Genomic DNA, 23,127 nt, shown 5'->3' with positions numbered 1-23,127 from the left:
CTTGATGACTAAAAAGGGAGAGCCTTGCTCTCCTTTTTTACTTACTTCGCGTTAAAAATCTCTTCTAATGACGCCTTCATCGGCGCACGATCCACTTTCTTACCAAACCAGTTGTAGACGTTCTGTGCCCCTTGATTGACTAGCATATTCAACCCATTGAGGGTGGTGCATCCCTTCTTAGCCGCCTCGCGTAGTAATTTTGTCTCCGGAGGATTAGGAATAACATCGGCCACAATCATCGCTTTTTCGATTGAAGCGAGATCGATATCAGGGATGGCATCGGCATCATTCAGACCGATTGAGGTGGCATTAACCAGAATCTCGGTTTGGCTATCAATAGCCACTTGCTTAGTCCATTTAGTGAAAGATGCCTTAGCTTCCGTATTCTCTTCAATCAGCTTAACTAAATCTTGGCCGCGCTCTTCATTACGGTTGATCAGCGTGATGTGCTTAGCCCCTGCTAAGGCGGCTTCAACGGCAATCGCGCGCGCTGCACCGCCTGCACCGAGCAGCGTAATATGCTTACCTTTTACCGAGGTGATATCGCTCAGTGCTTCGATAAAGCCTTGACCGTCAGTGTTATAACCTGTGAGCTTGCCCTCTTTGATCACGACACAGTTCACCGCACCTATCACTTTCGCGGAGGTGTCCAACTCATCGAGATATTGAATCACTTCTTGCTTGTTGGGCAGTGAGCAGCTAAAGCCTTTCCACCCCATGGCAATTGCACCTTTAATTGATTGCTCTAACTTCTCTGGCCCGACTTCGCAGGTAATGAAGCGCGCGTTCATGCCTTCTTTCTGATAGCCCGCCTCGATCATGCGAACAGTAGGGTTTTCGCTGCAAGGTGAAGAAAACGATCCGGTCAGGTCACTCAGGAAGTTGATGTTTTTTGCCACGTGAAACTCCTTGTCAATTTGAGAATGGAACCGATACCTTTTTGGTGCGGCTTTTGCAAAGTCTTTAAATGAGTGTAGTCAATCTGCGGCAACATAAACAGCCTCCAGCTTGAGACTGCTTGCGATTCACGCTGAAAAAACGTAAAAAAATTTTACCTAAATCAATCAGTAATGCTCACGACTGTCGAGTCACGCCCCACTCGATCATATCCAATACCTGCTGCTGAGCAAGCGTCGCTTCACGCGCTTGCGCCAAGGTACAATAGATGAAATGGAGCGGCTCTCGCGGACGTAATTGCGCCAGATGATACAGGTCGCATTCAATCACTTGGCCTATTCGCGCATACCCACCCGTGGTTTGCGCATCGGCGAGTAAAATTACAGGCTGTCCACTGGGAGGAAGTTGAAGGGTTCCCGGCAAAACACCGTGAGATAATAGCTCTTCCCGATATGAGAATTTTAATACTCTACCCTGTAGTCGATGCCCCATACGGTTACTTTGTGGGGTCAATGTCCAGCCGGTACGCCACAGGGCTTGCTGAGATTCCGCAGTGAGCTGCGTAAACTCGGGGCCAGGGATGACTCGCACTCGGTTTCCCCAGAGAAGCTGTCTCACCCCTACCGAGCGCTCAAACTGCCTTGAAGCTGGGCCTAAAGGTAAGCTATCGCCGTTTTGCAGAAAGCAGCCATTGAAGCCCCCAAACCTTGCCATGAGATCGGTACTTTGTGATCCCATCACAGGAGGAATATCAAAACCGCCACTGACTGCCAGATAACTACGCATTCCTCTCAACGGTGATTGCAGCTGTAATGTCTGTCCGGCTTGTGCAAAGTATCGCCAGCCGGTCGCTATACTCTTCCCTGCCAACAGGCTCTGGCAGTCTGCTCCGGTTAGGGCGAACCAGCACGATTGTTCGAAACGGAATATCGCGTTGCCTTGGGTAATCTCGATTACTGCTTGATTTTTATCATTACCTACCAGCATGTTGGCTGTTTGCATAGCGGGCCGATCCAATGCCCCACCACGACCGACGCCATATTGCGCAAATCCCAAGCGCCCACCGTCTTGCAGGGAGCTGGCTAAGCCTGCTTTCACTACTGTCAGCATAGTCCATCCTTATGCGGGATAAAACGTACGGTATCGCCGGGGCGTAATAAGAATGGGGCTTCGCGAGTCTCATCAAATAATAGGGATGAGGTCTGGCCAATAATTTGCCATCCTCCCGGCGAGGTTAACGGATAAATACCGGTTTGGCTGCCCGCAATACCAACACTGCCAGCGGGAACAGAGAGGCGGGGTGTTTTGTGACGTGGGCAGGCTAAGCGCGGTGATAATCCAGAGAGATAAGGAAAGCCCGGTTGGAAGCCAATAAAAAATACGGTATAGCATTCCGCACTGTGAGCCTCAACAACCTGCTTGGGGGTTAGGCCTACCGTCTCCGCGAGCGAACTCAAGTCTGGCCCTGCCGTTTTACCGTAGATAACGGGTATATCGATATTTCTCGACGCTGGGATGAAAGATTCCGCGGCATGCCACCATGCTTCGAGCTGGGAGACCGCCTCCTGTTGTGAGGGAGGGATAGCCTGTAATCGAATAGTCAGGTTATTCATTCCGGGAATAACTTCTGCCACCCCCGGTTCATGAACAAGCTGCTGAGCCAATCCCCAAATACGCTGTTGAACCGTAAGCGACACAGGAGGACGTGATTCAATCACCAATGTGCTTTCACCGAACATGTAATAACGCATCTCTGACAAAGCTCACTCCCTAGTGGTGAACACGATGGGTCTATGAAACGTTAGATTACCTTATCAGTTATTCGAGATGGCGGTAAGGGATTACAGGCTCGTTTTGGGTCACTATTGAACAGGTTATTTATACTGGATTATCAATATCTAAAAAGATGACATCGAGGCCATGTGTACGCGTCAACCACTCCCCTAAGGCCTGTATTCCTCCCCGCTCGGTCGCGTGGTGTCCGGCGCTGAAGAAGTGAATCCCGCGTTCGCGGGCGATATGGGTCGTTCTTTCTGAAACCTCGCCCGTAATGAAGGCATCGACGCCGGCATCGGCCGCTTGTTCAATAAAATCTGGTGCGCCACCCGTACACCAGGCAACCCGCTTGATCATGCCTTTCTTATCAGGCCCACAATAAAGTGGATGACGTTGCAACCGCTCAGCTAACCGTTGCGACAGTTGCTCGGCACTGATCGGCTGCTCAAAGTGACCTTCAAGGAGGTACGTATCAATTTCTCCGCTTACCGTGATATCCAGGAGTTTTGCCAGCTGTACGTTATTACCCACTTCGGGGTGAGCATCTAAGGGTAAATGCCATCCATAGAGGTTAATATCATTGGTCAACAGCGTCTTAAGCCGCTGACGCTTCATATTTTTAATCACCACTGGCTCATTTTTCCAAAAGTAGCCATGGTGAACAATAATCGCGTCGGCATCGACTTCCACCGCTCGGTCCAGCAACGCTTGGCAAGCAGTCACTCCCGTCACAATTTTTTGTACCGTCTCACGTCCCTCTACCTGCAAGCCATTCGGCGCGTAGTCTTTGAATTGAGAACTGTTTAAGTAACGGTCAATATGCTGTTCTAAGAGCGTGTTTTTCATAGCTTGTCCTAACTCTAACGATTATCGATGTTTTCGCGCCTGCTCAAATGCCTGCAGAGTCGCTTCCCGAGCCCGCCGATGTTCCACAATTGGTCGGGAGTAATCAAGCTTCTTATCCTGTTTATCTGCCCATAACCAAGGTTCATGAATATTTTTTTCGGGGACATCCTTGAGTTCAGGAAGCCATTGGCGAATAAATGCACCTTTTGGATCGAAACGCTCACCTTGGCGAGTGGGGTTAAAAATTCTAAAGTACGGCGCTGCATCAGTCCCTGTAGAGGCCGCCCATTGCCAGCCACCATTATTGGCTGCTAAGTCACCGTCAATAAGTTGTTCAGAGAAGTATCGCTCCCCCCAACGCCAATCGATCAATAAATCTTTCACTAAGAAGCTCGCACACACCATTCGTAAACGGTTATGCATCCAGCCAGTTTGATTAAGCTGACGCATCCCCGCATCAACAATGGGAAAGCCGGTCTTCCCTTCGCACCAGGCAGTAAAATGCTTTTTATTATTTTGCCAGTGAATATGGTCGGTCCAGGTTTGGAAGGGTTGATAGCGACAAAGCTGAGGTTCGGCGACTAAAAGATGACGATAGAAGTCTCGCCAAATCAATTCGTTCAACCAAGTCGCCGCCCCACCCGCCTGTTCTAAGGCATGAGGATGGTCAGCGAGGATTCGTTTCACACACTGCTTCGCCGAGACGAGTCCAATGGCTAACGCCGCGGATAGACGACTTGTATCATCTTCGGCAGGCAAATCACGCTGTTCAGCATAGCCTTCAACGGTATTTTTCGAGAACTCGCGCAGCCTTGTTAACGCGGCATCATGACCCACGGGAAATCTTTTCTTATCGTATTCGCCGGCTTTGGTCGAAAAATCGGGTACCGTTGAGGTTTTTACAGGTGACGGATGTTTACGTTGATGAGGTAAAGCGCTGCACTCTATCCCTTCGCTACTCAGCTTTTTCTGTACCGCGCGGGAAAACGGCGTGAATACATGATACATCTTCCCTTGGCCCGTCAATACCGATCCCGGGGAGAAGAGCGTCGAATCCGTAAACCCTTGGCACACGATATCCTGTTGGTGACAGAGCGCTTCAATGTGCTTATCGCGGTTACGCTCGTTCACTTCGTATTGATAGTTATAGAATACCTTATCAATCTTATACTTTTCACATAATTGCATGAACTCTTTTTCAAGCGTTTGATAGGTGGGGGTGTTGATAATCAACAACGGGATGCCTATCTCCTGCAAATCCTGTTGGAGAGTCACCAAAGCATCATATTGATAGTTCAGCTGCCGCGCTGAAACGTTATGCCGTTTCCACTGCTCCGGGGTGACACACCACAGCGCAATAACTTCAGCCTCGTTATCCATACAAGCGGCCGAAAGCGCAGGGTTATCCCTTAAACGTAAATCATGACGAAACCAAACTAGATGTTGCTGCGACATAGTATTCTACCTATAGATCGTATTCAGTAAACCAAGGGTAAAGATAACGTTGCTGCGCTAACCACCCATGCGGAGCAACAGCTTGCAAGCGCCGTAGCGTGGTCTTTACCTCACTTAAGGAGATTTCGCCCAAGCGGTATTGATGGATAAGCGTGGTAAGTTGTTGACGTGCCTCATCGTCGACTTTTTTACGAAAGTACCCCTGTAGGTGCATCACCACATTGGTATGATTCTGTACGGTCGCGGGGTAGCGCAATAGCCGCATAAAATGCTGACGATATTGGTGTGCGAACTCATATAAAGAGGATTCATGCTTTATATTAGCGACGAGAGGACCCAGCTGCCGATAAGCAGGCTGTGAGTGGGCCAAGAATTGCATTTTGTAGCGGGTATGAAATTCGATGATTTTGTGCGTCGACAGGGCTTCGCCGAGTAACTGATTAAACTCGTGCAAGACGCTCATCTGCTCCACAAAGTGCTCCCATTGTGCTGCATCAGCGAGATCATTTTTATTGATCACGGGTACGACATCTAGCTCTTCAGACAGTAAGCTAAAAACCCTGCCGATTTTGGAACTATCGGGATGATCCGGGGGATAGTAGTTATCAATAATTACCCCACAAAGCGTATCCAAGAACAATCCTTGTCCATGAAACCATTTTTCCAAATGAAAAGGTGGTGTAAGGAGTTCATCGATACTTTTATGAGTCAGAGGGATATCAATGATAGAGATGCTCACTGGCCCCGCTTCGCTCTGAAAAACAGCTGGAAAATTAAGGGGATCAACTATGGCATCGGCAGGCCAGTAAAATCTGGCAAGTGTGAGCTTCATTCATTGTCATCCTTTTCAAGCAACAGGCTAAAGGTTTGCCCTTAAGCAGTCATCAACATCCGAGAAGTGTAGCTAACAAATGAAAAAGGCGCCATTTAGGCGCCCTATTTATCAGACTACTATTACGCGTTTTTCAGCACTTCGCTGACGATCTCTACCGCTTCTTTTTCAATCCGCTGACGATGTTCCGCCCCGAGGAAACTTTCACAGTAGATCTTATAAGCGTCTTCTGTTCCAGAAGGACGCGCCGCAAACCAACCATTCTCGGTCATCACTTTTAAACCACCGATTGCAGCATCATTACCCGGTGCACGGGTCAGTCGAGCAATAATCGGATCTCCAGCCAGGGTATCCGCACTCACCATTTCCGGAGAAAGCTTGGAAAGTGCATTTTTCTGAGCTGAGCTAGCTGCCGCTTGCAGGCGGTTATAACTGGGTGAACCAAATTGTTCAGCCAGTTCATCGTAATGTTGCTGTGGATTTTTACCGGTCACTGCGGTAATTTCAGCCGCCAGCAAACACATGATGATGCCATCTTTATCCGTAGACCAAGGCGTACCATCAAAACGTAAGAACGATGCGCCGGCACTCTCTTCACCGCCGAAGCCAAGCGTTCCCTCGTAAAGTCCGTCCACAAACCATTTAAAGCCAACAGGCACTTCAATAAGTTTACGACCAATACTCTTCACAACACGGTCAATCATCGCGCTTGAGACTAAGGTTTTCCCTACGGCAACCTCTTGTCCCCACTGTGGACGATGTTGGAACAAATAGTTAATCGCCACCGCAAGATAATGGTTAGGGTTCATCAGTCCCGCAGGGGTGACGATACCATGACGGTCATAATCCGGATCATTACCAAACGCTAAATCAAATTGCTCGCGATACGCTAATAATCCGGCCATCGCGCACTCAGAAGAGCAGTCCATTCGTACCGCGCCATCTTTATCAAGATGCATAAAGCGGAAGGTCTGATCAACGTGATCGTTGACTAAGGTAATATCCAGCTGGTAGTGCTCAGCAATACGTTTCCAATATTCAATACCACTGCCACCGAGAGGATCGACACCCAAATGCAGACCGGCTTTCTTGATGGCGGCAAAATCGATAACTTCTGCAAGGCCTTCCACATAAGGTTGGATCAGATCGATCTGTTTTAATAGAGGGCTTGCCTTAACCTCTGTAACCGAAAGGCGATTAACACCTTCTAATCCTTGTTGAATTAAAGCATTCGCACGGTCTTCAACGACTTTAGTAATGTTAGTATCTGCGGGCCCACCGTTAGGTGGATTATATTTAATACCACCGTCTTCTGGCGGATTATGTGACGGAGTGATGACAATGCCATCCGCCTGAGGACCCGATTTTTTATTGTGCTCTAAGATAGCATTAGAGATAGCGGGTGTTGGCGTGTAGCCATTATCACTCTGAACAATCACTTCAACGCCATTTGCGAGAAGGACCTCAAGTACCGAAATCATGGCTGGCTCTGACAACGCATGGGTATCTTTACCCACGTAGCAAGGACCGGTGATCCCTTGCTTTTGACGCTCTTCAGCAATAGCTTGGGCGATAGCTAAGATGTGGGCTTCGTTGAAGCTCTGACGTACCGCGCTGCCACGATGCCCAGAGGTTCCAAATTTTACCGCGTGTTCCGCATTAGCTAGATCCGGCGTCAATACATAATATTGTGCCGTTAACTGTGCCACGTTGATTAAATCGTTTTGCCCAGCGGGTTGCCCTGCTCTAGGGTGAGTTGCCATCAGTCCTTCTCCGGTACAAGTTATAATATTAGAGCGTTCCGCAAACCTTGTCTGTCAATTCCTGCGGTAACTTCATAGTTTGCATAATATGTTCAACCATACTGCACTTACGTCCAGTGTTAGTATTAGTGATAACCCAATAAGGCGTGCCAGAAATATGCTTAGGCTTGGTGTGGTTACCACTTTGTAATAACGTTAATTCATCACCGGCAAAATAGAGACGTGTCCGCCCTTGCATGGATTGTGTTGCTTGAGAAAATGCCTCGGCATCCAGCTGATAAAGTGTGGAAAGGATTAACATAAACCGATTGACGGCACGCTTTTGCTCAGCGTACTCGTCGGAAAGTAATAGTTCACGCACGGCACGAACACGATCGGCAGGCTTCTTATCATTTGACGCTTTTGCCTTTAGTAATGTCTCAGGAGCAATAGCTGCGGAGTCTGCCTCCTGCATTGCTTGGTCAGTGACTTTTAACATTCTGCGTAAAATCTCAGACGCGCTTTCGCCGATATGCTGTGTGTGGCTGGCGATAAAGCGATAAAGGTCGTCATCTATTTCAATCGTTTTCATTGTAGTCCGTGCAAAAAAAATTTGAGACTCAAGCTAGTCGAATGAGATAAACAATTCATAAGCGTTAAGTCGATGTGATTATAAATTCAAACTGGCGTTGACCAACAACTTTTAACTGTTCTGCGCCAAAACTCAGATAATGCCTTAAGCATTCGCTAAATAAGCTTAAAGGTCAATTTCATGATACCTTAACTTACCCTATTAACAGTAAGATCTTTAACGATGATTTTAAATAACCGCCTGCATTCTGCACAATTTGCCACCAAACACCCTACAATCCTTCTTATTCATGGCTTATTTGGTAGTTTAGATAATCTTGGGATCTTAGCGCGGGAACTTCGTCAAACCCATACCGTGCTGCAGGTCGATGTACGCAACCATGGGTTATCACCGCGTAGCGAGCAAATGGATTATGCGTCAATGGCACAGGATATGTTTGACACCCTCGACGCCCATCGGCTTACCGAGGTGATTGTGATAGGGCACTCCATGGGCGGAAAAATTGCGATGGCGATGACAGCCCTCTGCCCCTCACGCATTAAGCAACTTATCATTATTGATATTGCTCCGGTCAATTACGCAATCCGTCGCCACGACAGTATGTTTGCGGCAATGAATGCTGTGACCCAGGCCAGGGTAACGGAGCGCTCCGCCGCAAAAAGCATTATGGAGCGCACCCTTGATGAACCTGATGTTGTTCAGTTTCTTTTAAAATCGTTTCATCATGGTGAATGGCGTTTTGCAATTCCGACGCTTTGGAATCATTACGCCACAATTTCTGGCTGGGAAACACTTCCTGCTTGGAATGGCCCCGTGCTCTTTATTCGAGGGAAAAACTCGGCCTATCTTGATGAGTGCTATCAAGCACCACTGATTGCGCAATTTCCGCAAGCAAAAGCCTATGTTATCGCTGGGGCGGGACATTGGGTGCATGCCGAAAAACCCCAAACAGTCCAACGCGTAGTGCAACGTTTTTTATCAATTAGCGGATAAAAAGCCATTAAGCCTCGATTTTCGATGGCGCTGTGCGATACGGTAGAGTATCATTGCGCGCTCATTTTTAGCAGGCATCAACGACCTATTTCATGATGCAGCAAAGGCTTAATCCTAAGACGTTCTGCAGGTACTCATTTTCTCATCATGGCAAAAGAACACACTGATCGAACAACCCTAGACTTGTTTGCCGAAGAGCGCCGACCCGGCCGCCCTAAGACAAGTCCTTTGACACGCGATGAGCAGTTACGTATTAATAAACGCAATCAGTTAAGACGGGATAAAGACAAAGGCTTACAGCGTGTTGAACTGAAAATGCCCAGTGAAATTGTCGAAGCGCTGAACACGTTAGCAGACCAACATAATATGAGCCGAAGTGAATTAATCGAGACGATGATCGCTTCCCAACTCGCATTAAGCCGGGGTTAATTCGCACTCACGGATAAATCTGTAGACTTTACAAGTTCCGCAAGATTTTCAGGTCTGTTATCATCGTCGCTATCATTATTCACCCTATATAGAACACAGATTCAAGAGGTAAAGCTCCCCATGGCAATCGTAGGCATCTTTTTCGGTAGTGATACCGGCAATACTGAAAATATCTCAAAAATGATCCAGAAGCAGCTCGGAAAAGATGTTGCTGATGTTCACGATATTGCAAAATGTGCCAAAGAGGACTTAGAAGCTTATGATATCCTGCTGCTCGGTATCCCTACTTGGTATTACGGTGAAGCTCAGTGCGATTGGGACGATTTCTTCCCAACACTAGAAGAAATTGATTTTGCGGGTAAATTAGTTGCCTTATTCGGTTGTGGTGACCAAGAAGATTATTCAGAATATTTTTGTGATGCCTTAGGCACCCTTCGCGACATTATTGAGCCTAAAGGCGCGGTCATTGTTGGACATTGGCCAACCGAGGGTTATCATTTCGAAGAGTCTAAAGGGCTTGCGGATGATAAACACTTCTTGGGCTTAGCGATCGATGAAGACCGCCAACCTGAATTAACCAATGAACGTGTCACCCGCTGGGTGCAGCAGATTTCTGATGAGATGCAGTTAAAAGAAATCCTTAATGCTTGATGGGGTTTTTCTACCGATTGTGTTAGTGTATTAGGCGAATTTAAATATAAGAGGGGCTGCTCAATGTCCCTTTTAATAAAGTAACAGGACAATACTGCATGACTGATAACAACTCTGCACTGAAAAAAGCTGGTCTGAAGGTCACGCTGCCAAGATTAAAAATTTTGGAAGTGCTTCAAGAACCAGAATGTCACCACGTCAGTGCGGAAGATTTGTATAAGCGGCTTATTGATATGGGTGAAGAGATTGGCTTAGCGACCGTTTATCGTGTACTAAACCAATTTGACGATGCAGGCATCGTTACCCGCCATAATTTCGAAGGTGGTAAATCAGTTTTCGAATTGACCCAGCAGCAGCATCATGATCATCTGATCTGCTTAGACTGTGGTCGTGTCATTGAGTTTTCAGACGAATTTATTGAGACTCGTCAACGCGATATTGCCAAGCGCTTTGGTATTAAATTAACTAACCATAGTTTATATCTTTACGGTCACTGTACCGATGGCGATTGTCGTAAAGACGATACGCTACACGAAGAGCGTTGAGTTAACGAATTTAAAAACCCACGATAACGTGGGTTTTTTTATATCTAACGCTTATTTCAACGCTGTCACTGGTTCGCTCAGCCCTTTAAGCAGTGCCTTCTTCCTGACACTTTCCCGTGTAGAATGCGCTGAAGAAGTGGAGTGGAGTTGTTGAGCAAAACTCTGCACGGCTTGACTGATATCTGGTTTCATCGCGTTGGGAGACTTGATAAGTAGACCACTCTCCAAATGATAACAAAGCTCTGTCCCTTCATTCCCCTCCACAAAGATAACCTCTCGGATATCCTGCTGCTGCTGTGCGAAGTGATTGATTTTCTGTTGTTGAGTCAGGCTCCAACGCTCGCTGAGGTGGCTTTGATGCAGAGCGGTGATAAAAGGCATAATGTCGACAGTCGCTCGATTAAGCAGGAAAAAACCTTGATTTACCAATACGTATAGTCGATTCATCACTAATCGATAGCGTTGATAATCGTTAAACTGTTGTCTTATTGAAACTCGAGTTGCCGCTTTTACCTCACATTCCGTCAATAGCGCTGTCAGATCGATAGCATTTTCGAACCAGGTATCTATTCCAGTGGATAATGACCGTTCGTCCTCGACAAAACTACGGTATCTGTCGAAACTTTCCGCCTTATTATAGAGTGTCGCGGCCAAATAAAGCCCTTGATCGCTCGAAGCGATTGTTGCCGTGGCCAACATGATCTGTTGCCCTACTGCACTTAAGACTTCTGATAACTGATGCTGAGCTAACGCTTGCTTTCCCCGTTGGGCATTATTACTGATCCGTTGAGCACTCAAGCGCAAAGGCGAATGGGCGAAAGGATCGCTGGCGGGTCTGTGCAAATAGTGGCTATTGGTTGTCTGACGATATAGATGGGAAAAAAGGGTTAAATACCCTTCACCCAATTGATAAAACTGTAGGGACTCTGGCTTTATACCAGAGTAATAGTCTTTAAAACGGCATAGTTTTTCAAATCCAGCTAATACAGTCTTTATCATTATTCATTCGTCCCACTGAACGCTTATTGGCGTGCAATCATTTCTGCTCAATGCTTTGTAGCAATGAACGCTTAAACCATAGCTCAACACCCTGTTTTACACGCGGATGATTAAGATAAGATTAAAAAGCGCAAAATAATGAAAAAAAGAACAAGGATTAAATGACTGAGTGGGGAGTGAAAAGGCAGGATATCGCAGTAAGACACTCAACCGAGAGTCTTACTGCATAGTAGAATTACGCCGTCTTCTGCCAAGTGTCGCGTAATCCAACCGTACGGTTGAAGACTAAACTCTCAGACGTTGAGTATTTACTGTCAGCACAGAAATAGCCTTCACGCTCAAACTGATAAGGTTTACTCGCTTGGGCGGTCGCGAGGCTTTGTTCCACAAATCCCTGACGAATCGTTAAGGATTCTGGATTGATTGCCGTGAGGAAATCGTCTTCCGCCGCAGGATTCGGTACGCTAAATAAGCGGTCATATAATCGAAATTCTGCCGGTAACCCTGTCAACGCTGAAACCCAATGAATAACGCCTTTCACTTTACGGCCATCTGCGGGATCTTTACCTAACGTCTCGATATCGCAGGTACAGTGAATCGCCGTGATTTCACCTTGCTCATTTTTTTCGATACGCTCAGCCTTCACCACATAAGCATTACGTAGACGAACTTCTTTACCTAGTACCAAACGCTTATAATGTTTGTTCGCTTCTTCGCGGAAATCCGCACGATCGATCCAAATTTCACGACTGAAGATGACTTCACGTGATCCCATATCGGTTCGATTAGGATGCTCAGAAACAGTTAACGTTTGTTGAAAATCCTCAGGAAGATTATCAATCACCATTTTAACCGGATCTAACACTGCCATAGCCCGTGGTGCATTTTCATTTAGGTCATCACGAATACAAGATTCTAATGATGCCATTTCGACAATATTATCTTGTTTCGTCACACCGATGCGCTTACAAAACTCGCGCAATGACGCGGCGGTATACCCTCGACGACGCAGGCCCGAAACCGTTAACATACGGGGATCGTCCCAACCTTCGACGACCTTTTCAGAAACCAGTTGCGTCAGCTTTCGCTTAGACATCACGGCATATTCCAAATTAAGGCGGGAAAATTCGTATTGGCGCGGACGTGCTTCGATGGAGATATTATCTAAAACCCAATCGTAGAGACGACGGTTATCTTGGAATTCCAGCGTACAGAGCGAGTGCGTGATGCCTTCGATCGCATCCGAAATACAGTGGGTAAAGTCATACATCGGGTAGATGCACCACTTATTACCGGTTTGATGGTGTTCAGCAAACTTAATCCGATACAGCACGGGATCACGCATAACGATAAAGTTTGAAGCCATATCGATCTTCGCGCGAAGGCAAGCTGTCCCTTCTGCAAAGCCACCCGCACGCATTTTTTCGAACAGTGCTAAGTTTTCGTCGATACTGCGATCACGATATGGACTGTTTTTACCTGGTGAAGTCAACGACCCGCGATATTCACGAATTTGTTCTGGGGTTAACTCATCGACATAAGCCAATCCTTTATTGATGAGTTCTACCGCGTAGCCATAAAGACGATCGAAGTAATCAGAGGAGTAGCGCGGCTCACCCTGCCAAGTGAATCCTAACCACTCGACATCGCGCTTGATCGACTCGATAAATTCCACGTCTTCTTTGACCGGATTGGTATCATCGAAGCGTAAATTACACTGCCCTTGATAATCTTGTGCGATACCGAAATTTAAGCAAATAGACTTCGCATGGCCAATATGGAGGTAACCATTGGGTTCAGGGGGAAAACGAGTATGAACCTGGTTATGTTTACCACTCGCCAGATCTTCATCAATGATCTGACGAATAAAGTTGGTTGGGCGGGCTTCAGCCTCACTCATCTTAAATCCCTCAATTACAGTGAACGGTACTTTGTATTAACAGTTATACCTTATGATCCATAAAGCTAGACCGATAAACAACCGTTAGTTAATAAACAGCGATAAAAAAGGCAGGATTATCCCCTGCCTTTTGCTCAGTCGCTGTTAAGCGGCTATTTAATAATCGCTAACAATGGTGTTTGTCCGGCTATCACCTGTTTTTCCGCTTTAAGCGTAAGTTGAGCATAGTCATCGCTGTTGCTGACCACAATCGGGCTAATCATTGAAGGAGCGTGTTCAGAGAGATAGGCCAGATCCATTCTTAAAATCGGTTGGCCTTGCACTACTTCAGCGCCTTCTTCAACTAACCGCTCAAACCCTTTGCCTTCTAGGGCTACCGTATCAATCCCCATGTGAACAATAATTTCTATCCCTTCTTCTGATTCGAGGCAGAACGCATGATGCGTGGCGAAGATCTTAACGATAGTGCCAGCTAAGGGTGCGACCACCAGTTCACCCGTTGGATTAATCGCGACACCATCCCCAACGGCTTTGGAGGAGAATGCCGCATCAGGCACTTGCTCCAGCATGACAATCTCACCGCTAACGGGAGCAACTAAGGTGGCAAGTGCTGGCTGCTGTGTGTCATTTTTTATTTCGGGCGCGGCAACCGCTTCAATCTTAGGTGAAACAGTTTGCGTGGGTAACACTGCACTGATCGGGCCTTTTTTACTGACAGCTTTCATCGCATCGGCAATTGCTTCCGCTTGTGTCCCCACGACAATTTGTACGCTCTGTTTATTGAGGTGCAAGACGCCAGAAGCCCCTAATTTCTTCGCAAGGGCATCATTCACTTTATCGGTGTCGATCACAGAGAGACGTAAACGAGTAATACACGCATCAATATTGGTCAAATTGCACGATCCCCCCACCGCGGCAATATAACGACGGGCAAGCGATTCATTGCGTGACTCCCCTTGCTCATCTTGACTGATATTCTCGTCCACCCCTTCCATCTCGGCCATTTCTGCATCGGCCTCACGACCGGGGGTCTTGAGATCGAATTTAAGAATGGTGAAACGAAATACCACGTAATAGATAACGAAGAAAGCCAGACCTTGCGGAATCAACATATACCAGTGCGTGGCAAGTGGGTTACGCGAGGACAAGATCATATCGACCAAGCCCGCACTGAAACCAAAACCCGATATCCAGTGCATCGACGCCGCGATAAACACTGAGATCCCCGTTAATATGGCGTGGATAACAAATAAGACTGGCGCAACAAACATAAAGGAGAATTCAAGTGGCTCCGTAATACCGGTAAAGAACGCGGCAAACGCGGCGGCAAGCATAATGCTTCCGACTTTAGCGCGATTCTCGGGACGTGCACACTGCCAGATTGCTAACGCTGCACCCGGTAAGCCAAACATCATAACAGGGAAGAAACCTGCTTGATAACGGCCGGTGATGCCTACAACACCCGTCCCTTGCGCGATAGATTTCGCCCCACCTAAGAAGTTAGGAATATCATTGATTCCTGCTACATCAAACCAGAATACGGCATTCAGCGCATGATGAAGACCGACTGCGATCAGGATACGGTTGAAAAAAGCATATATTCCTGCCCCGAGTGCCCCCATCTTCTGAATATGGATCCCGAAGTCGACGAGAGCATTAAACACTAGCGGCCAGATATACATCAAAATAAAAGCCACCACGATCATCAAGAACGAGACCAAAATCGGTACTAAACGGCGACCACTGAAAAATGAGAGTGCCTTCGGCAGTTCGACATGGCTAAAACGGTTATAAACTTCCGCCGAGCAAATCCCGACTAAAATCCCGATAAACGGATTTTTAATTTTCTGGAAGGCTAATGGCACTTGATCCAAGGGAATTTGTTGAATCAGACTGACAGCACCGGGGGCGCATAACTGGGTAACGACTAAGAAGCCTATAAAACCGGTCAGCGCCGCCGCGCCGTCTTTATCCTTAGACATACCATAGGCGATACCTATCGCAAATAACGCTGGCATGTTATCAAGAATGGCCATTCCCGACGTAGTGAGTAACGCGGCGATAGCGTTATTTGGATGATGGCTACTTTGCTCAATCCAATAACCAATCCCCATCAATATTGCTGCGGCGGGTAAGGTCGCTACTGGCACCATCAGTGCCCGCCCCACGCGTTGTAAATAATTTAATAGACTCACCTTGAACCCCTCAGCTGCGTACAAATTATGATCGTGACAATGACTGGGTCGCCGTACTACTTTTTTTCGCCAATCATCAATTACCTATTAAAGAGTTAATTAATTTTCTTCGCAAATTAAACTATCTATTTTTATGACACCCATCAACAATTCACTGTTTTAAAATGGATATTTGTAGCCTTTATTGACCACTTATTTTATTATTAAAAATATCATTTCTCGCGTCCGGAAGTCAGTCAATTGTCAGGGTGTGAAATTATCCGGTTACCGAGTCTTTCTTTAATGCATCAACGAGGTAAGTATGCGATTGATTCCACTCGCTTATGCGGAACAAGTTGGCCAATGGGCTGCTCATCATATTGTTAAGCGTATCAATGCTTATCATCCCACCGCGGCGAATCCTTTCGTATTAGGATTACCCACGGGAGGCACGCCTTTACAAACCTATAAAGCCTTAATTGCCCTCTATCAAGCGGGTAAAGTAAGCTTTGAGCACGTGGTCACGTTCAATATGGATGAATATGTTGGATTACCACAAGAACATCCTGAAAGTTATCATAGTTTTATGCATAAAAACTTCTTCGATCATATTAATATTCGAAAAGAGAATATTAATTTGCTCAATGGCAATGCACAGGACGTCGAGGCAGAGTGCCAGCGATATGAAGAGAAGATTCAGGCTTACGGTAAAATTCATCTCTTTATGGGCGGAGTCGGTAACGATGGTCATATTGCTTTCAATGAACCCGCCTCATCACTCTCTTCGCGCACGCGGATAAAGACGTTAACGCATGAGACTCGGCTTGCTAACTCCCGCTTCTTCAACAATGACATTAACGCAGTACCTAAGCACGCCCTGACCGTTGGTGTCGGAACGCTGCTGGATGCGCAAGAAGTGATGATTTTGGTCACAGGCAGTGCCAAAGCCCTCGCATTGCAGGCGGCTGTCGAAGGTAATGTTAACCATATGTGGACTATCAGCTGCCTACAACTTCATCCTAAATCTTTGATTATTTGCGATAAAGCCGCCACTATGGAGCTAAAAGTTAAGACTGTAGACTACTTCCAAGAGATGGAAGCCGATAATATCAAAAATGTGTAGACACAACGGGTAACGAGTACTACCCACGTGGGAGTGAAAAAATGTATGCATTAACCGAAGGTCGTATCTATAGCGGCTCACAAATATTTGATCACCATGCGCTTGTTATCGATGGAGAGATGATCGTCGATATCTGCCCAATAGCCGACCTGGATCCTGCCGTTGAACGTCGTTCTGTCGCCGGTGCGCTGATCGCGCCTGGATTTATCGATCTGCAATTAAATGGTTGTGGTGGTGTGCAGTTCAGTGAGCAACTGAGTGCATTAAGTATCGACACGTTACGTCAAATGCAACGTACCAATGAAGCCTCAGGCTGTACCAGTTTCTTACCCACGCTCATCACCAGTAGCGATGAAATGATGATGCAAGCCGTGGACATTATGCATCGCTGGTTGCAGAGTCACTCCCATCAGGCGTTAGGTTTACACCTTGAGGGTCCATGGTTAAATAAAGAGAAAAAAGGCACACATGATGCGGCGCTAATCCGTGAACCGACCCCAGAATTGGTGAATTACCTGTGTGAGAATGCCGCGGCGATTAGCAAAATTACGCTTGCTCCAGAATGTGTCCCTCACTCAGTGATCAAACAACTGGTCGCCGCCGGAATAATCGTCTCTATCGGTCACTCTAATGCCACTTACGAGCAAGCGATGGCCGGATTTGATTCAGGAATTAGTTTCGCTACACATCTTTATAATGCGATGCCCCTCCCCGCCGGTAGAGCGCCAGGGGTGATTGGTGCGGTATTCGACTCGCCATCTGTTTACTGTGGTATGATTGCCGATGGTCATCATGTGCATTTCGCCAGTCTACGTGCTGCGCGGAAACTTAAACAGACACATGCCATTTTGGTAACCGATGCAACGGCCCCTGCTGGGTCTCAAATTGATCATTTCACCTTCGCAGGTAAAACCATTTATTACAAAGATGGCCTGTGTGTGGATGAGCAAGGCATCTTGAGCGGCTCCGCTCTCACGATGATCGAGGCAGTAAGAAATAGCGTCGAGTATTTAGGCGTTCCCCTTGATGAGGCACTGAGAATGGCAAGCCTCTATCCTGCAAGAGCCATTAAGGTCGAGCAAACTTTAGGCTCGTTACAAGCAGGGAAAATTGCCAACATCGTCGTTTTCACATCCGGTTTTGAAGTGATCGAAACCATCGTCAATGGTGACACAGTTTATCATAGGTAATGATTGGTATGCCCAATAGCGGTGCTGCACAAATTGGTAATGTTGATCTGGTTAAGCAACTCAATGGCGCCGCAGTCTATGGCCTCATCGATCAGCATGGACCCATCTCTCGTATACAAGTCGCAGAATTAAGTCAGCTGGCTCCGGCCAGCGTGACCAAAATTACCCGCCAATTATTGGAACGTGGTTTAATCAAAGAGGTGGAACAACAAGCCTCCACCGGAGGAAGACGGGCAATCTCCATCGTTACCGAAACGCGCCCCTTCCATACGGTAGCCATTCGATTAGGGCGTAAAGATGCAACCATCGCCTTATTCGATCTCAGCAGTATGGTCTTAGTTGAACAGAGCTATCCTCTTGAGGCAGAAACTCAGCAGGTATTACAGCAGCAATTGTTCACCATTATTGAGCAGTTTATCGCTGATAATAAGAGTGTAATCCGTGAATTGATTGCGATATCCGTTATTTTGCCGGGATTGGTTGACCCGGAAAACGGTAAAGTTCGCTATATGCCCCATATCGCGGTCGACCAATGGCCATTAGTTGAAGCCCTTCAAAAAACATTCAAGTTAGCCAGCTTTGTCGGCCACGATATCCGTAGTCTCGCACTTGCTGAATACTACTTTGGCGCAGGCAGTGATTGTTCAGATTCCCTGTTGGTACGAATTCACCGAGGTGCCGGTGCTGGAGTGATCATTAACGAAAATATCTTTGTGGGGCGTAATGGTAATGCCGTCGAAATCGGCCATATTCAGGTTGATCCACTCGGGGAGCAATGTGCGTGTGGCCACTTCGGGTGCCTAGAAACAGTTGTCTCTAATCCCGCTATCGAAAAAAAAGTTAAGCAGTTGCTGCTGGCGGGGCAACCAAGTGGGCTATCCACTGAAGCCTGTACCATTCACGATATCTGCCGCGCGGCCAATCTTGGCGATCCGCTGGCGACTGACGTGCTCAAACACGCGGCACTCACTCTCGGCAAGGTGATTGCCGCATCGATTAATCTCTTTAATCCGCAAAAAGTTATTATCGCCGGTGAGATTACCGCGGCAGATGCTATTCTTTTTCCTATCATACAACGCTGTATTGATACCCAGACGCTTAATGCTTTTGGCGAGAACTTACCTGTCGTGAGCTCGCAACTCGGTAATCGTTCAGCGATTGGCGCTTTTGCATTAGTAAAGCGTGCTATGTTAAACGGTAAACTACTCCAGCATCTTTTGGATGATGGGAGGAAAATCTCCAGCTAGTTCGGATTATTAGGAAGATAGAGATGACACTTAAAAATGTGATTTGTGATATTGATGGCGTACTGATGTACGATAACAAAGCGGTCGAAGGGGCTGGCGCTTTCCTGCACCGCCTGCTCGACAACGATGTTCCGGTTGTGTTGTTAACCAACTATCCTTCCCAAACCGCTCAAGATCTTACTAACCGCTTTCATTCCGCGGGTATCGAAGTCCCCGCCTCTCTCTTTTATACCTCCGCCATGGCCACTGCCGACTTTCTTAGTCAACAACCTGGCAAAAAAGCCTATGTCATTGGTGAAGGTGCGCTGGTACACGAATTGTATAAAGCCGGCTTTACCATTACCGATGTGAATCCTGATTTTGTTATCGTCGGTGAAACCCGCTCCTATAATTGGGAAATGATGCACAAGGCGGCCTATTTCGTTGCCAACGGTGCGCGCTTTATTGCGACTAACCCTGATACCCACGCTAAAGGCTTTGTACCTGGCTGTGGCGCGCTTTGTGCAGGGATCGAAAAAATTTCTGGTCGTTCTCCTTTCTATGTGGGGAAACCGAGTCCGTATATCATTCGTGCGGCGTTGAATCGTATCCACGCCCACTCCGAAGAGACTATCATTATTGGTGATAATTTACGTACGGATATTCTGGCAGGCTTCCAAGCCGGTTTAAAAACTGCACTAGTCCTGTCAGGTGTCTCACAACAACAAGACGTTGAAAACGTACCTTTCCGCCCAGATTTCATCTTCCCATCTGTCGCCAGTATCGATCTCGCCGAGCTAAACTAACTTCATTGGGCCTTTTATAAGGCCCTCTTTTACAGATATTGTAAAAAAACGCCATACGATGAATAAAATCTAATTTAAATACCAATTAATTAGATAAAAACAAACAAATCCCCTCGCCCTATATCTATTTTACGATTTTTTGTGAAACTGCTTGCATTCAATACAGCAAATAGCGCATTTTCTTATACAAGGCGTCTAGGAAAGGCCCAAATCAATAACTTAAACGCAAAACAGCTATCATCACTGGATGAGTTCAGGAGTAGAAATATGTGTTCGATTTTTGGTGTACTGGATTTACAAACTGAGACAACTGAATTACGGAAGAAAGCGCTAGAGCTTTCAGGATTAATGCGTCATCGTGGACCCGACTGGTCAGGCATTTTCGCTGACGACCACGCTATTTTAGCACACGAACGCCTGTCGATTGTCGATGTAAATAATGGTGCCCAACCCCTTTATAACGCTGATCGAACGCATGTCTTAGCTGTGAACGGTGAGATCTACAACCACCATAGCTTACGCAGTGCGTTGCAAGATAAATACGCTTTCCAAACAGGCTCTGACTGTGAAGTGATCTTGGCTCTCTACCAAGAGAAAGGGATAGATTTTCTCGACGACCTGCAAGGCATGTTTGCGTTTATCCTTTACGATACCGTCAAACAAAGCTGGCTGATTGGTCGTGACCATATTGGGATTATCCCGTTGTATTACGGCCATGATGAACACGGTAACCTGTTTGTCGCATCAGAAATGAAGGCGCTAGTACCGGTCTGTCGGACGATCAACGAATTCCCTCCTGGAAGCTACATGAGCAGCGAGGATCATCAGATCCACCGTTATTATCAACGTGACTGGATGGAATACGACAACGTCGCTGAAGCGGTCACCGACAAAGCTGTGCTGAAAGATGCACTCGAAGAGTCGGTAAAAAGCCACCTGATGTCTGACGTACCTTACGGGGTATTACTCTCTGGTGGATTGGACTCATCAATTATTTCCGCTATTACTAAGCGCTTTGCGGCTAAGCGCGTTGAAGATGCTGACCAGAGCGATGCATGGTGGCCACAACTGCACTCTTTCGCCGTAGGATTAAAAGGTGCGCCAGATCTTAAAGCAGCGAAAGAAGTCGCCGATGCCTTAGGTACCGTCCACCATGAGATCAACTTCACCGTACAAGAAGGCCTTGATGCCATTAAAGATGTGATTTATCACATCGAAACCTACGATGTGACAACGATTCGCGCCTCAACTCCAATGTACTTGATGTCCCGTAAAATCAAGGCCATGGGAATTAAAATGGTACTTTCCGGCGAAGGAGCTGACGAGATTTTTGGTGGTTACCTCTATTTCCACAAGGCGCCTAATGCGAAAGAGTTCCATGAAGAGAACGTTCGCAAACTTGCAGCATTGCATATGTATGACTGCGCGCGTGCCAACAAAGCGATGTCAGCGTGGGGAGTCGAAGCTCGTGTGCCTTTCTTAGATAAACAGTTTTTAGATGTGGCAATGCGTATCAACCCAGCAGATAAGATGTGTGGCCAAAACGGTAAAATGGAGAAACATATTCTGCGTGAATGTTTTAGCAGCTACTTACCAGAAAGCGTTGCTTGGCGCCAGAAAGAGCAATTCTCCGACGGTGTCGGCTATAGCTGGATTGATTCTCTAAAAGAGGTTGCCGCGCAACAAGTCACGGATCAGCAATTAGCGACGGCAAGCTACCGTTTCCCTTATAACACTCCTGCGTCGAAAGAAGCATATCTGTATCGTGAAATTTTTGAGTCACTTTTCCCTGTAGCGAGTGCGGCAGAGTGTGTGCCTGGCGGGCCATCCGTTGCCTGTTCTTCTGCGAAAGCCGTTGAATGGGATGAAGCGTTTAAAACAATGGATGATCCATCAGGACGTGCAGTAGGCGTTCACCAATCGGCTTACTAACCATCTCTGCTCAGTACGTTTAAACCCTCATTGATGAGGGTTTTTTTTCGCCTTCTCTTTACCGCAATGCGGTAAAACAGCCGACTACTTCCGGTTTTTGGTTAAGTTGCCACCAGCTTGCGTATTCTGCAACCAAATAAAACGTAATTTAATAAAAAGCTTAAAAAAGTGGTTGACCGAGTCAGTGCAAATTAGCATAATGCGCCCCGCAACGCCGACAAAGGTAGCGAAAAAGAGTAAAGATGGCTACGTAGCTCAGCTGGTTAGAGCACAGCACTCATAATGCTGGGGTCACAGGTTCGATTCCCGTCGTAGCCACCATCTTTAATGCGGAAGTGGCGAAATTGGTAGACGCACCAGATTTAGGTTCTGGCGCCGCAAGGTGTGCGAGTTCAAGTCTCGCCTTCCGCACCATTTTGTACTATCTTAATAAGCGAAGCATGTTGGGATATCGCCAAGCGGTAAGGCACCGGTTTTTGATACCGGCATTCCCTGGTTCGAATCCAGGTATCCCAGCCAATCAATGTTTTATAGACTATCGAAATTGGGATATCGCCAAGCGGTAAGGCACCGGTTTTTGATACCGGCATTCCCTGGTTCGAATCCAGGTATCCCAGCCATCGACTATTTAACACTGATTAAAGGCTACGTAGCTCAGCTGGTTAGAGCACAGCACTCATAATGCTGGGGTCACAGGTTCGATTCCCGTCGTAGCCACCATCTTTAATGCGGAAGTGGCGAAATTGGTAGACGCACCAGATTTAGGTTCTGGCGCCGCAAGGTGTGCGAGTTCAAGTCTCGCCTTCCGCACCATTTACATACTAATAGTTGTAATATTTAATTGGGATATCGCCAAGCGGTAAGGCACCGGTTTTTGATACCGGCATTCCCTGGTTCGAATCCAGGTATCCCAGCCAATCAATGTTTTATAGACTATCGAAATTGGGATATCGCCAAGCGGTAAGGCACCGGTTTTTGATACCGGCATTCCCAGGTTCGAATCCAGGTATCCCAGCCAT

General features: G+C 46.9%; 20 protein-coding genes and 8 tRNA genes. 17 read left to right on the top strand and 11 right to left on the bottom strand.

Going from position 1 to position 23,127, the window contains the following annotated elements:
* Window positions 1–41: 41 nt before the first annotated feature.
* The 8 genes from aroE to seqA form a co-directional block, all read right to left on the bottom strand.
* Window positions 42–899 carry a shikimate dehydrogenase gene (gene aroE, locus MKR94_RS03585; protein ID WP_241645479.1) on the bottom strand — a complete coding sequence of 286 codons (858 nt, stop codon included), beginning with the start codon at window positions 897–899 and terminating at the stop codon, window positions 42–44.
* Between the two features lie 175 nt (window positions 900–1,074).
* Complete coding sequence (locus MKR94_RS03580; protein WP_241645478.1) at window positions 1,075–2,007, bottom strand: 5-oxoprolinase subunit C family protein; 933 nt, start codon at window positions 2,005–2,007, stop codon at window positions 1,075–1,077.
* Window positions 2,001–2,657: a 5-oxoprolinase subunit PxpB gene (gene pxpB, locus MKR94_RS03575; RefSeq protein ID WP_241645477.1), complete on the bottom strand. Its 657-nt coding sequence runs from the start codon at window positions 2,655–2,657 to the stop codon at window positions 2,001–2,003. The genes MKR94_RS03580 and pxpB overlap by 7 nt, the downstream gene beginning before the upstream one ends.
* A gap of 118 nt (window positions 2,658–2,775) precedes the next feature.
* A complete protein-coding gene (locus MKR94_RS03570) occupies window positions 2,776–3,519 on the bottom strand; it encodes a type 2 GTP cyclohydrolase I (protein ID WP_241645476.1) in 744 nt (247 codons plus the stop codon).
* Window positions 3,520–3,540: 21 nt separating this feature from the next.
* The gene (gene phrB / locus MKR94_RS03565; RefSeq protein ID WP_241645475.1) at window positions 3,541–4,974 is read right to left on the bottom strand and encodes a deoxyribodipyrimidine photo-lyase; all 1,434 of its coding nucleotides are present in this window, start codon (window positions 4,972–4,974) and stop codon (window positions 3,541–3,543) included.
* Between the two features lie 10 nt (window positions 4,975–4,984).
* Window positions 4,985–5,806, bottom strand: coding sequence for a YbgA family protein (locus MKR94_RS03560; protein ID WP_241645474.1), 822 nt, complete (start codon window positions 5,804–5,806; stop codon window positions 4,985–4,987).
* Between the two features lie 122 nt (window positions 5,807–5,928).
* Window positions 5,929–7,569, bottom strand: a complete 1,641-nt coding sequence (pgm, locus tag MKR94_RS03555) for a phosphoglucomutase (alpha-D-glucose-1,6-bisphosphate-dependent) (protein WP_241645473.1) — start codon at window positions 7,567–7,569, stop codon at window positions 5,929–5,931.
* 28 nt (window positions 7,570–7,597) lie between these two features.
* Window positions 7,598–8,140: a replication initiation negative regulator SeqA gene (gene seqA / locus MKR94_RS03550; protein ID WP_241645472.1), complete on the bottom strand. Its 543-nt coding sequence runs from the start codon at window positions 8,138–8,140 to the stop codon at window positions 7,598–7,600.
* A gap of 222 nt (window positions 8,141–8,362) precedes the next feature.
* Between seqA and ybfF the strand changes: the two genes are divergently transcribed.
* The 4 genes from ybfF (at window position 8,363) to fur (ending at window position 10,758) form a co-directional block, all read left to right on the top strand.
* Window positions 8,363–9,133, top strand: a complete 771-nt coding sequence (gene ybfF, locus MKR94_RS03545) for an esterase (RefSeq protein WP_241645471.1) — start codon at window positions 8,363–8,365, stop codon at window positions 9,131–9,133.
* Window positions 9,134–9,280: 147 nt separating this feature from the next.
* On the top strand, window positions 9,281–9,562 hold the full coding sequence (ybfE, locus tag MKR94_RS03540) for a LexA regulated protein (RefSeq protein WP_099825583.1): 282 nt from the start codon (window positions 9,281–9,283) through the stop codon (window positions 9,560–9,562).
* 120 nt (window positions 9,563–9,682) lie between these two features.
* Window positions 9,683–10,213 carry a flavodoxin FldA gene (gene fldA, locus MKR94_RS03535; protein WP_241645470.1) on the top strand — a complete coding sequence of 177 codons (531 nt, stop codon included), beginning with the start codon at window positions 9,683–9,685 and terminating at the stop codon, window positions 10,211–10,213.
* 98 nt (window positions 10,214–10,311) lie between these two features.
* The gene (fur, locus tag MKR94_RS03530) at window positions 10,312–10,758 is read left to right on the top strand and encodes a ferric iron uptake transcriptional regulator (RefSeq protein ID WP_048911775.1); all 447 of its coding nucleotides are present in this window, start codon (window positions 10,312–10,314) and stop codon (window positions 10,756–10,758) included.
* A gap of 51 nt (window positions 10,759–10,809) precedes the next feature.
* Here the strand turns inward: fur and MKR94_RS03525 are convergent, their stop codons facing one another.
* The 3 genes from MKR94_RS03525 to nagE form a co-directional block, all read right to left on the bottom strand.
* On the bottom strand, window positions 10,810–11,757 hold the full coding sequence (locus MKR94_RS03525) for a hypothetical protein (RefSeq protein ID WP_241645469.1): 948 nt from the start codon (window positions 11,755–11,757) through the stop codon (window positions 10,810–10,812).
* Between the two features lie 235 nt (window positions 11,758–11,992).
* Window positions 11,993–13,657 carry a glutamine--tRNA ligase gene (gene glnS, locus MKR94_RS03520; RefSeq protein ID WP_241645468.1) on the bottom strand — a complete coding sequence of 555 codons (1,665 nt, stop codon included), beginning with the start codon at window positions 13,655–13,657 and terminating at the stop codon, window positions 11,993–11,995.
* A 152-nt stretch (window positions 13,658–13,809) separates the two neighbouring features.
* On the bottom strand, window positions 13,810–15,810 hold the full coding sequence (gene nagE, locus MKR94_RS03515) for an N-acetylglucosamine-specific PTS transporter subunit IIBC (protein ID WP_241645614.1): 2,001 nt from the start codon (window positions 15,808–15,810) through the stop codon (window positions 13,810–13,812).
* 343 nt (window positions 15,811–16,153) lie between these two features.
* Here nagE and nagB point away from each other — a divergent pair, with 343 nt between their 5' ends.
* The 13 genes from nagB (at window position 16,154) to MKR94_RS03450 (ending at window position 23,126) form a co-directional block, all read left to right on the top strand.
* Window positions 16,154–16,954 (top strand): glucosamine-6-phosphate deaminase, encoded by an 801-nt coding sequence (gene nagB / locus MKR94_RS03510; protein WP_241624760.1) that lies wholly within the window; start codon window positions 16,154–16,156, stop codon window positions 16,952–16,954.
* A gap of 41 nt (window positions 16,955–16,995) precedes the next feature.
* Window positions 16,996–18,144, top strand: a complete 1,149-nt coding sequence (gene nagA / locus MKR94_RS03505; RefSeq protein WP_241645467.1) for an N-acetylglucosamine-6-phosphate deacetylase — start codon at window positions 16,996–16,998, stop codon at window positions 18,142–18,144.
* An 8-nt stretch (window positions 18,145–18,152) separates the two neighbouring features.
* The gene (nagC, locus tag MKR94_RS03500) at window positions 18,153–19,391 is read left to right on the top strand and encodes a DNA-binding transcriptional regulator NagC (RefSeq protein ID WP_241645466.1); all 1,239 of its coding nucleotides are present in this window, start codon (window positions 18,153–18,155) and stop codon (window positions 19,389–19,391) included.
* 23 nt (window positions 19,392–19,414) lie between these two features.
* On the top strand, window positions 19,415–20,176 hold the full coding sequence (locus tag MKR94_RS03495) for an HAD-IIA family hydrolase (protein WP_241645465.1): 762 nt from the start codon (window positions 19,415–19,417) through the stop codon (window positions 20,174–20,176).
* A 267-nt stretch (window positions 20,177–20,443) separates the two neighbouring features.
* Entirely contained in the window at window positions 20,444–22,108 is a 1,665-nt protein-coding gene (gene asnB / locus MKR94_RS03490; RefSeq protein WP_241645464.1) for an asparagine synthase B, read from the top strand.
* Window positions 22,109–22,352: 244 nt separating this feature from the next.
* Window positions 22,353–22,429 (top strand) — tRNA-Met (locus MKR94_RS03485).
* 8 nt (window positions 22,430–22,437) lie between these two features.
* Window positions 22,438–22,522 (top strand) — tRNA-Leu (locus tag MKR94_RS03480).
* Between the two features lie 30 nt (window positions 22,523–22,552).
* A tRNA-Gln gene (locus tag MKR94_RS03475) sits at window positions 22,553–22,627 on the top strand.
* 26 nt (window positions 22,628–22,653) lie between these two features.
* A tRNA-Gln gene (locus MKR94_RS03470) sits at window positions 22,654–22,728 on the top strand.
* A 23-nt stretch (window positions 22,729–22,751) separates the two neighbouring features.
* Window positions 22,752–22,828: transfer RNA gene (locus tag MKR94_RS03465), tRNA-Met, on the top strand.
* An 8-nt stretch (window positions 22,829–22,836) separates the two neighbouring features.
* Window positions 22,837–22,921, top strand: a tRNA-Leu gene (locus MKR94_RS03460).
* A 29-nt stretch (window positions 22,922–22,950) separates the two neighbouring features.
* A tRNA-Gln gene (locus MKR94_RS03455) sits at window positions 22,951–23,025 on the top strand.
* 26 nt (window positions 23,026–23,051) lie between these two features.
* Window positions 23,052–23,126 (top strand) — tRNA-Gln (locus MKR94_RS03450).
* Window position 23,127 lies beyond the last annotated feature (1 nt).

Origin of the sequence: Rosenbergiella metrosideri, from assembly GCF_022602565.1 — a bacterium.
Taxonomy (GTDB): Bacteria; Pseudomonadota; Gammaproteobacteria; order Enterobacterales; family Enterobacteriaceae; genus Rosenbergiella; species Rosenbergiella metrosideri.
The sequence above is the reverse complement of the archived record's forward strand: the minus strand, read 5'-3'. Positions and strand labels throughout refer to the sequence as shown.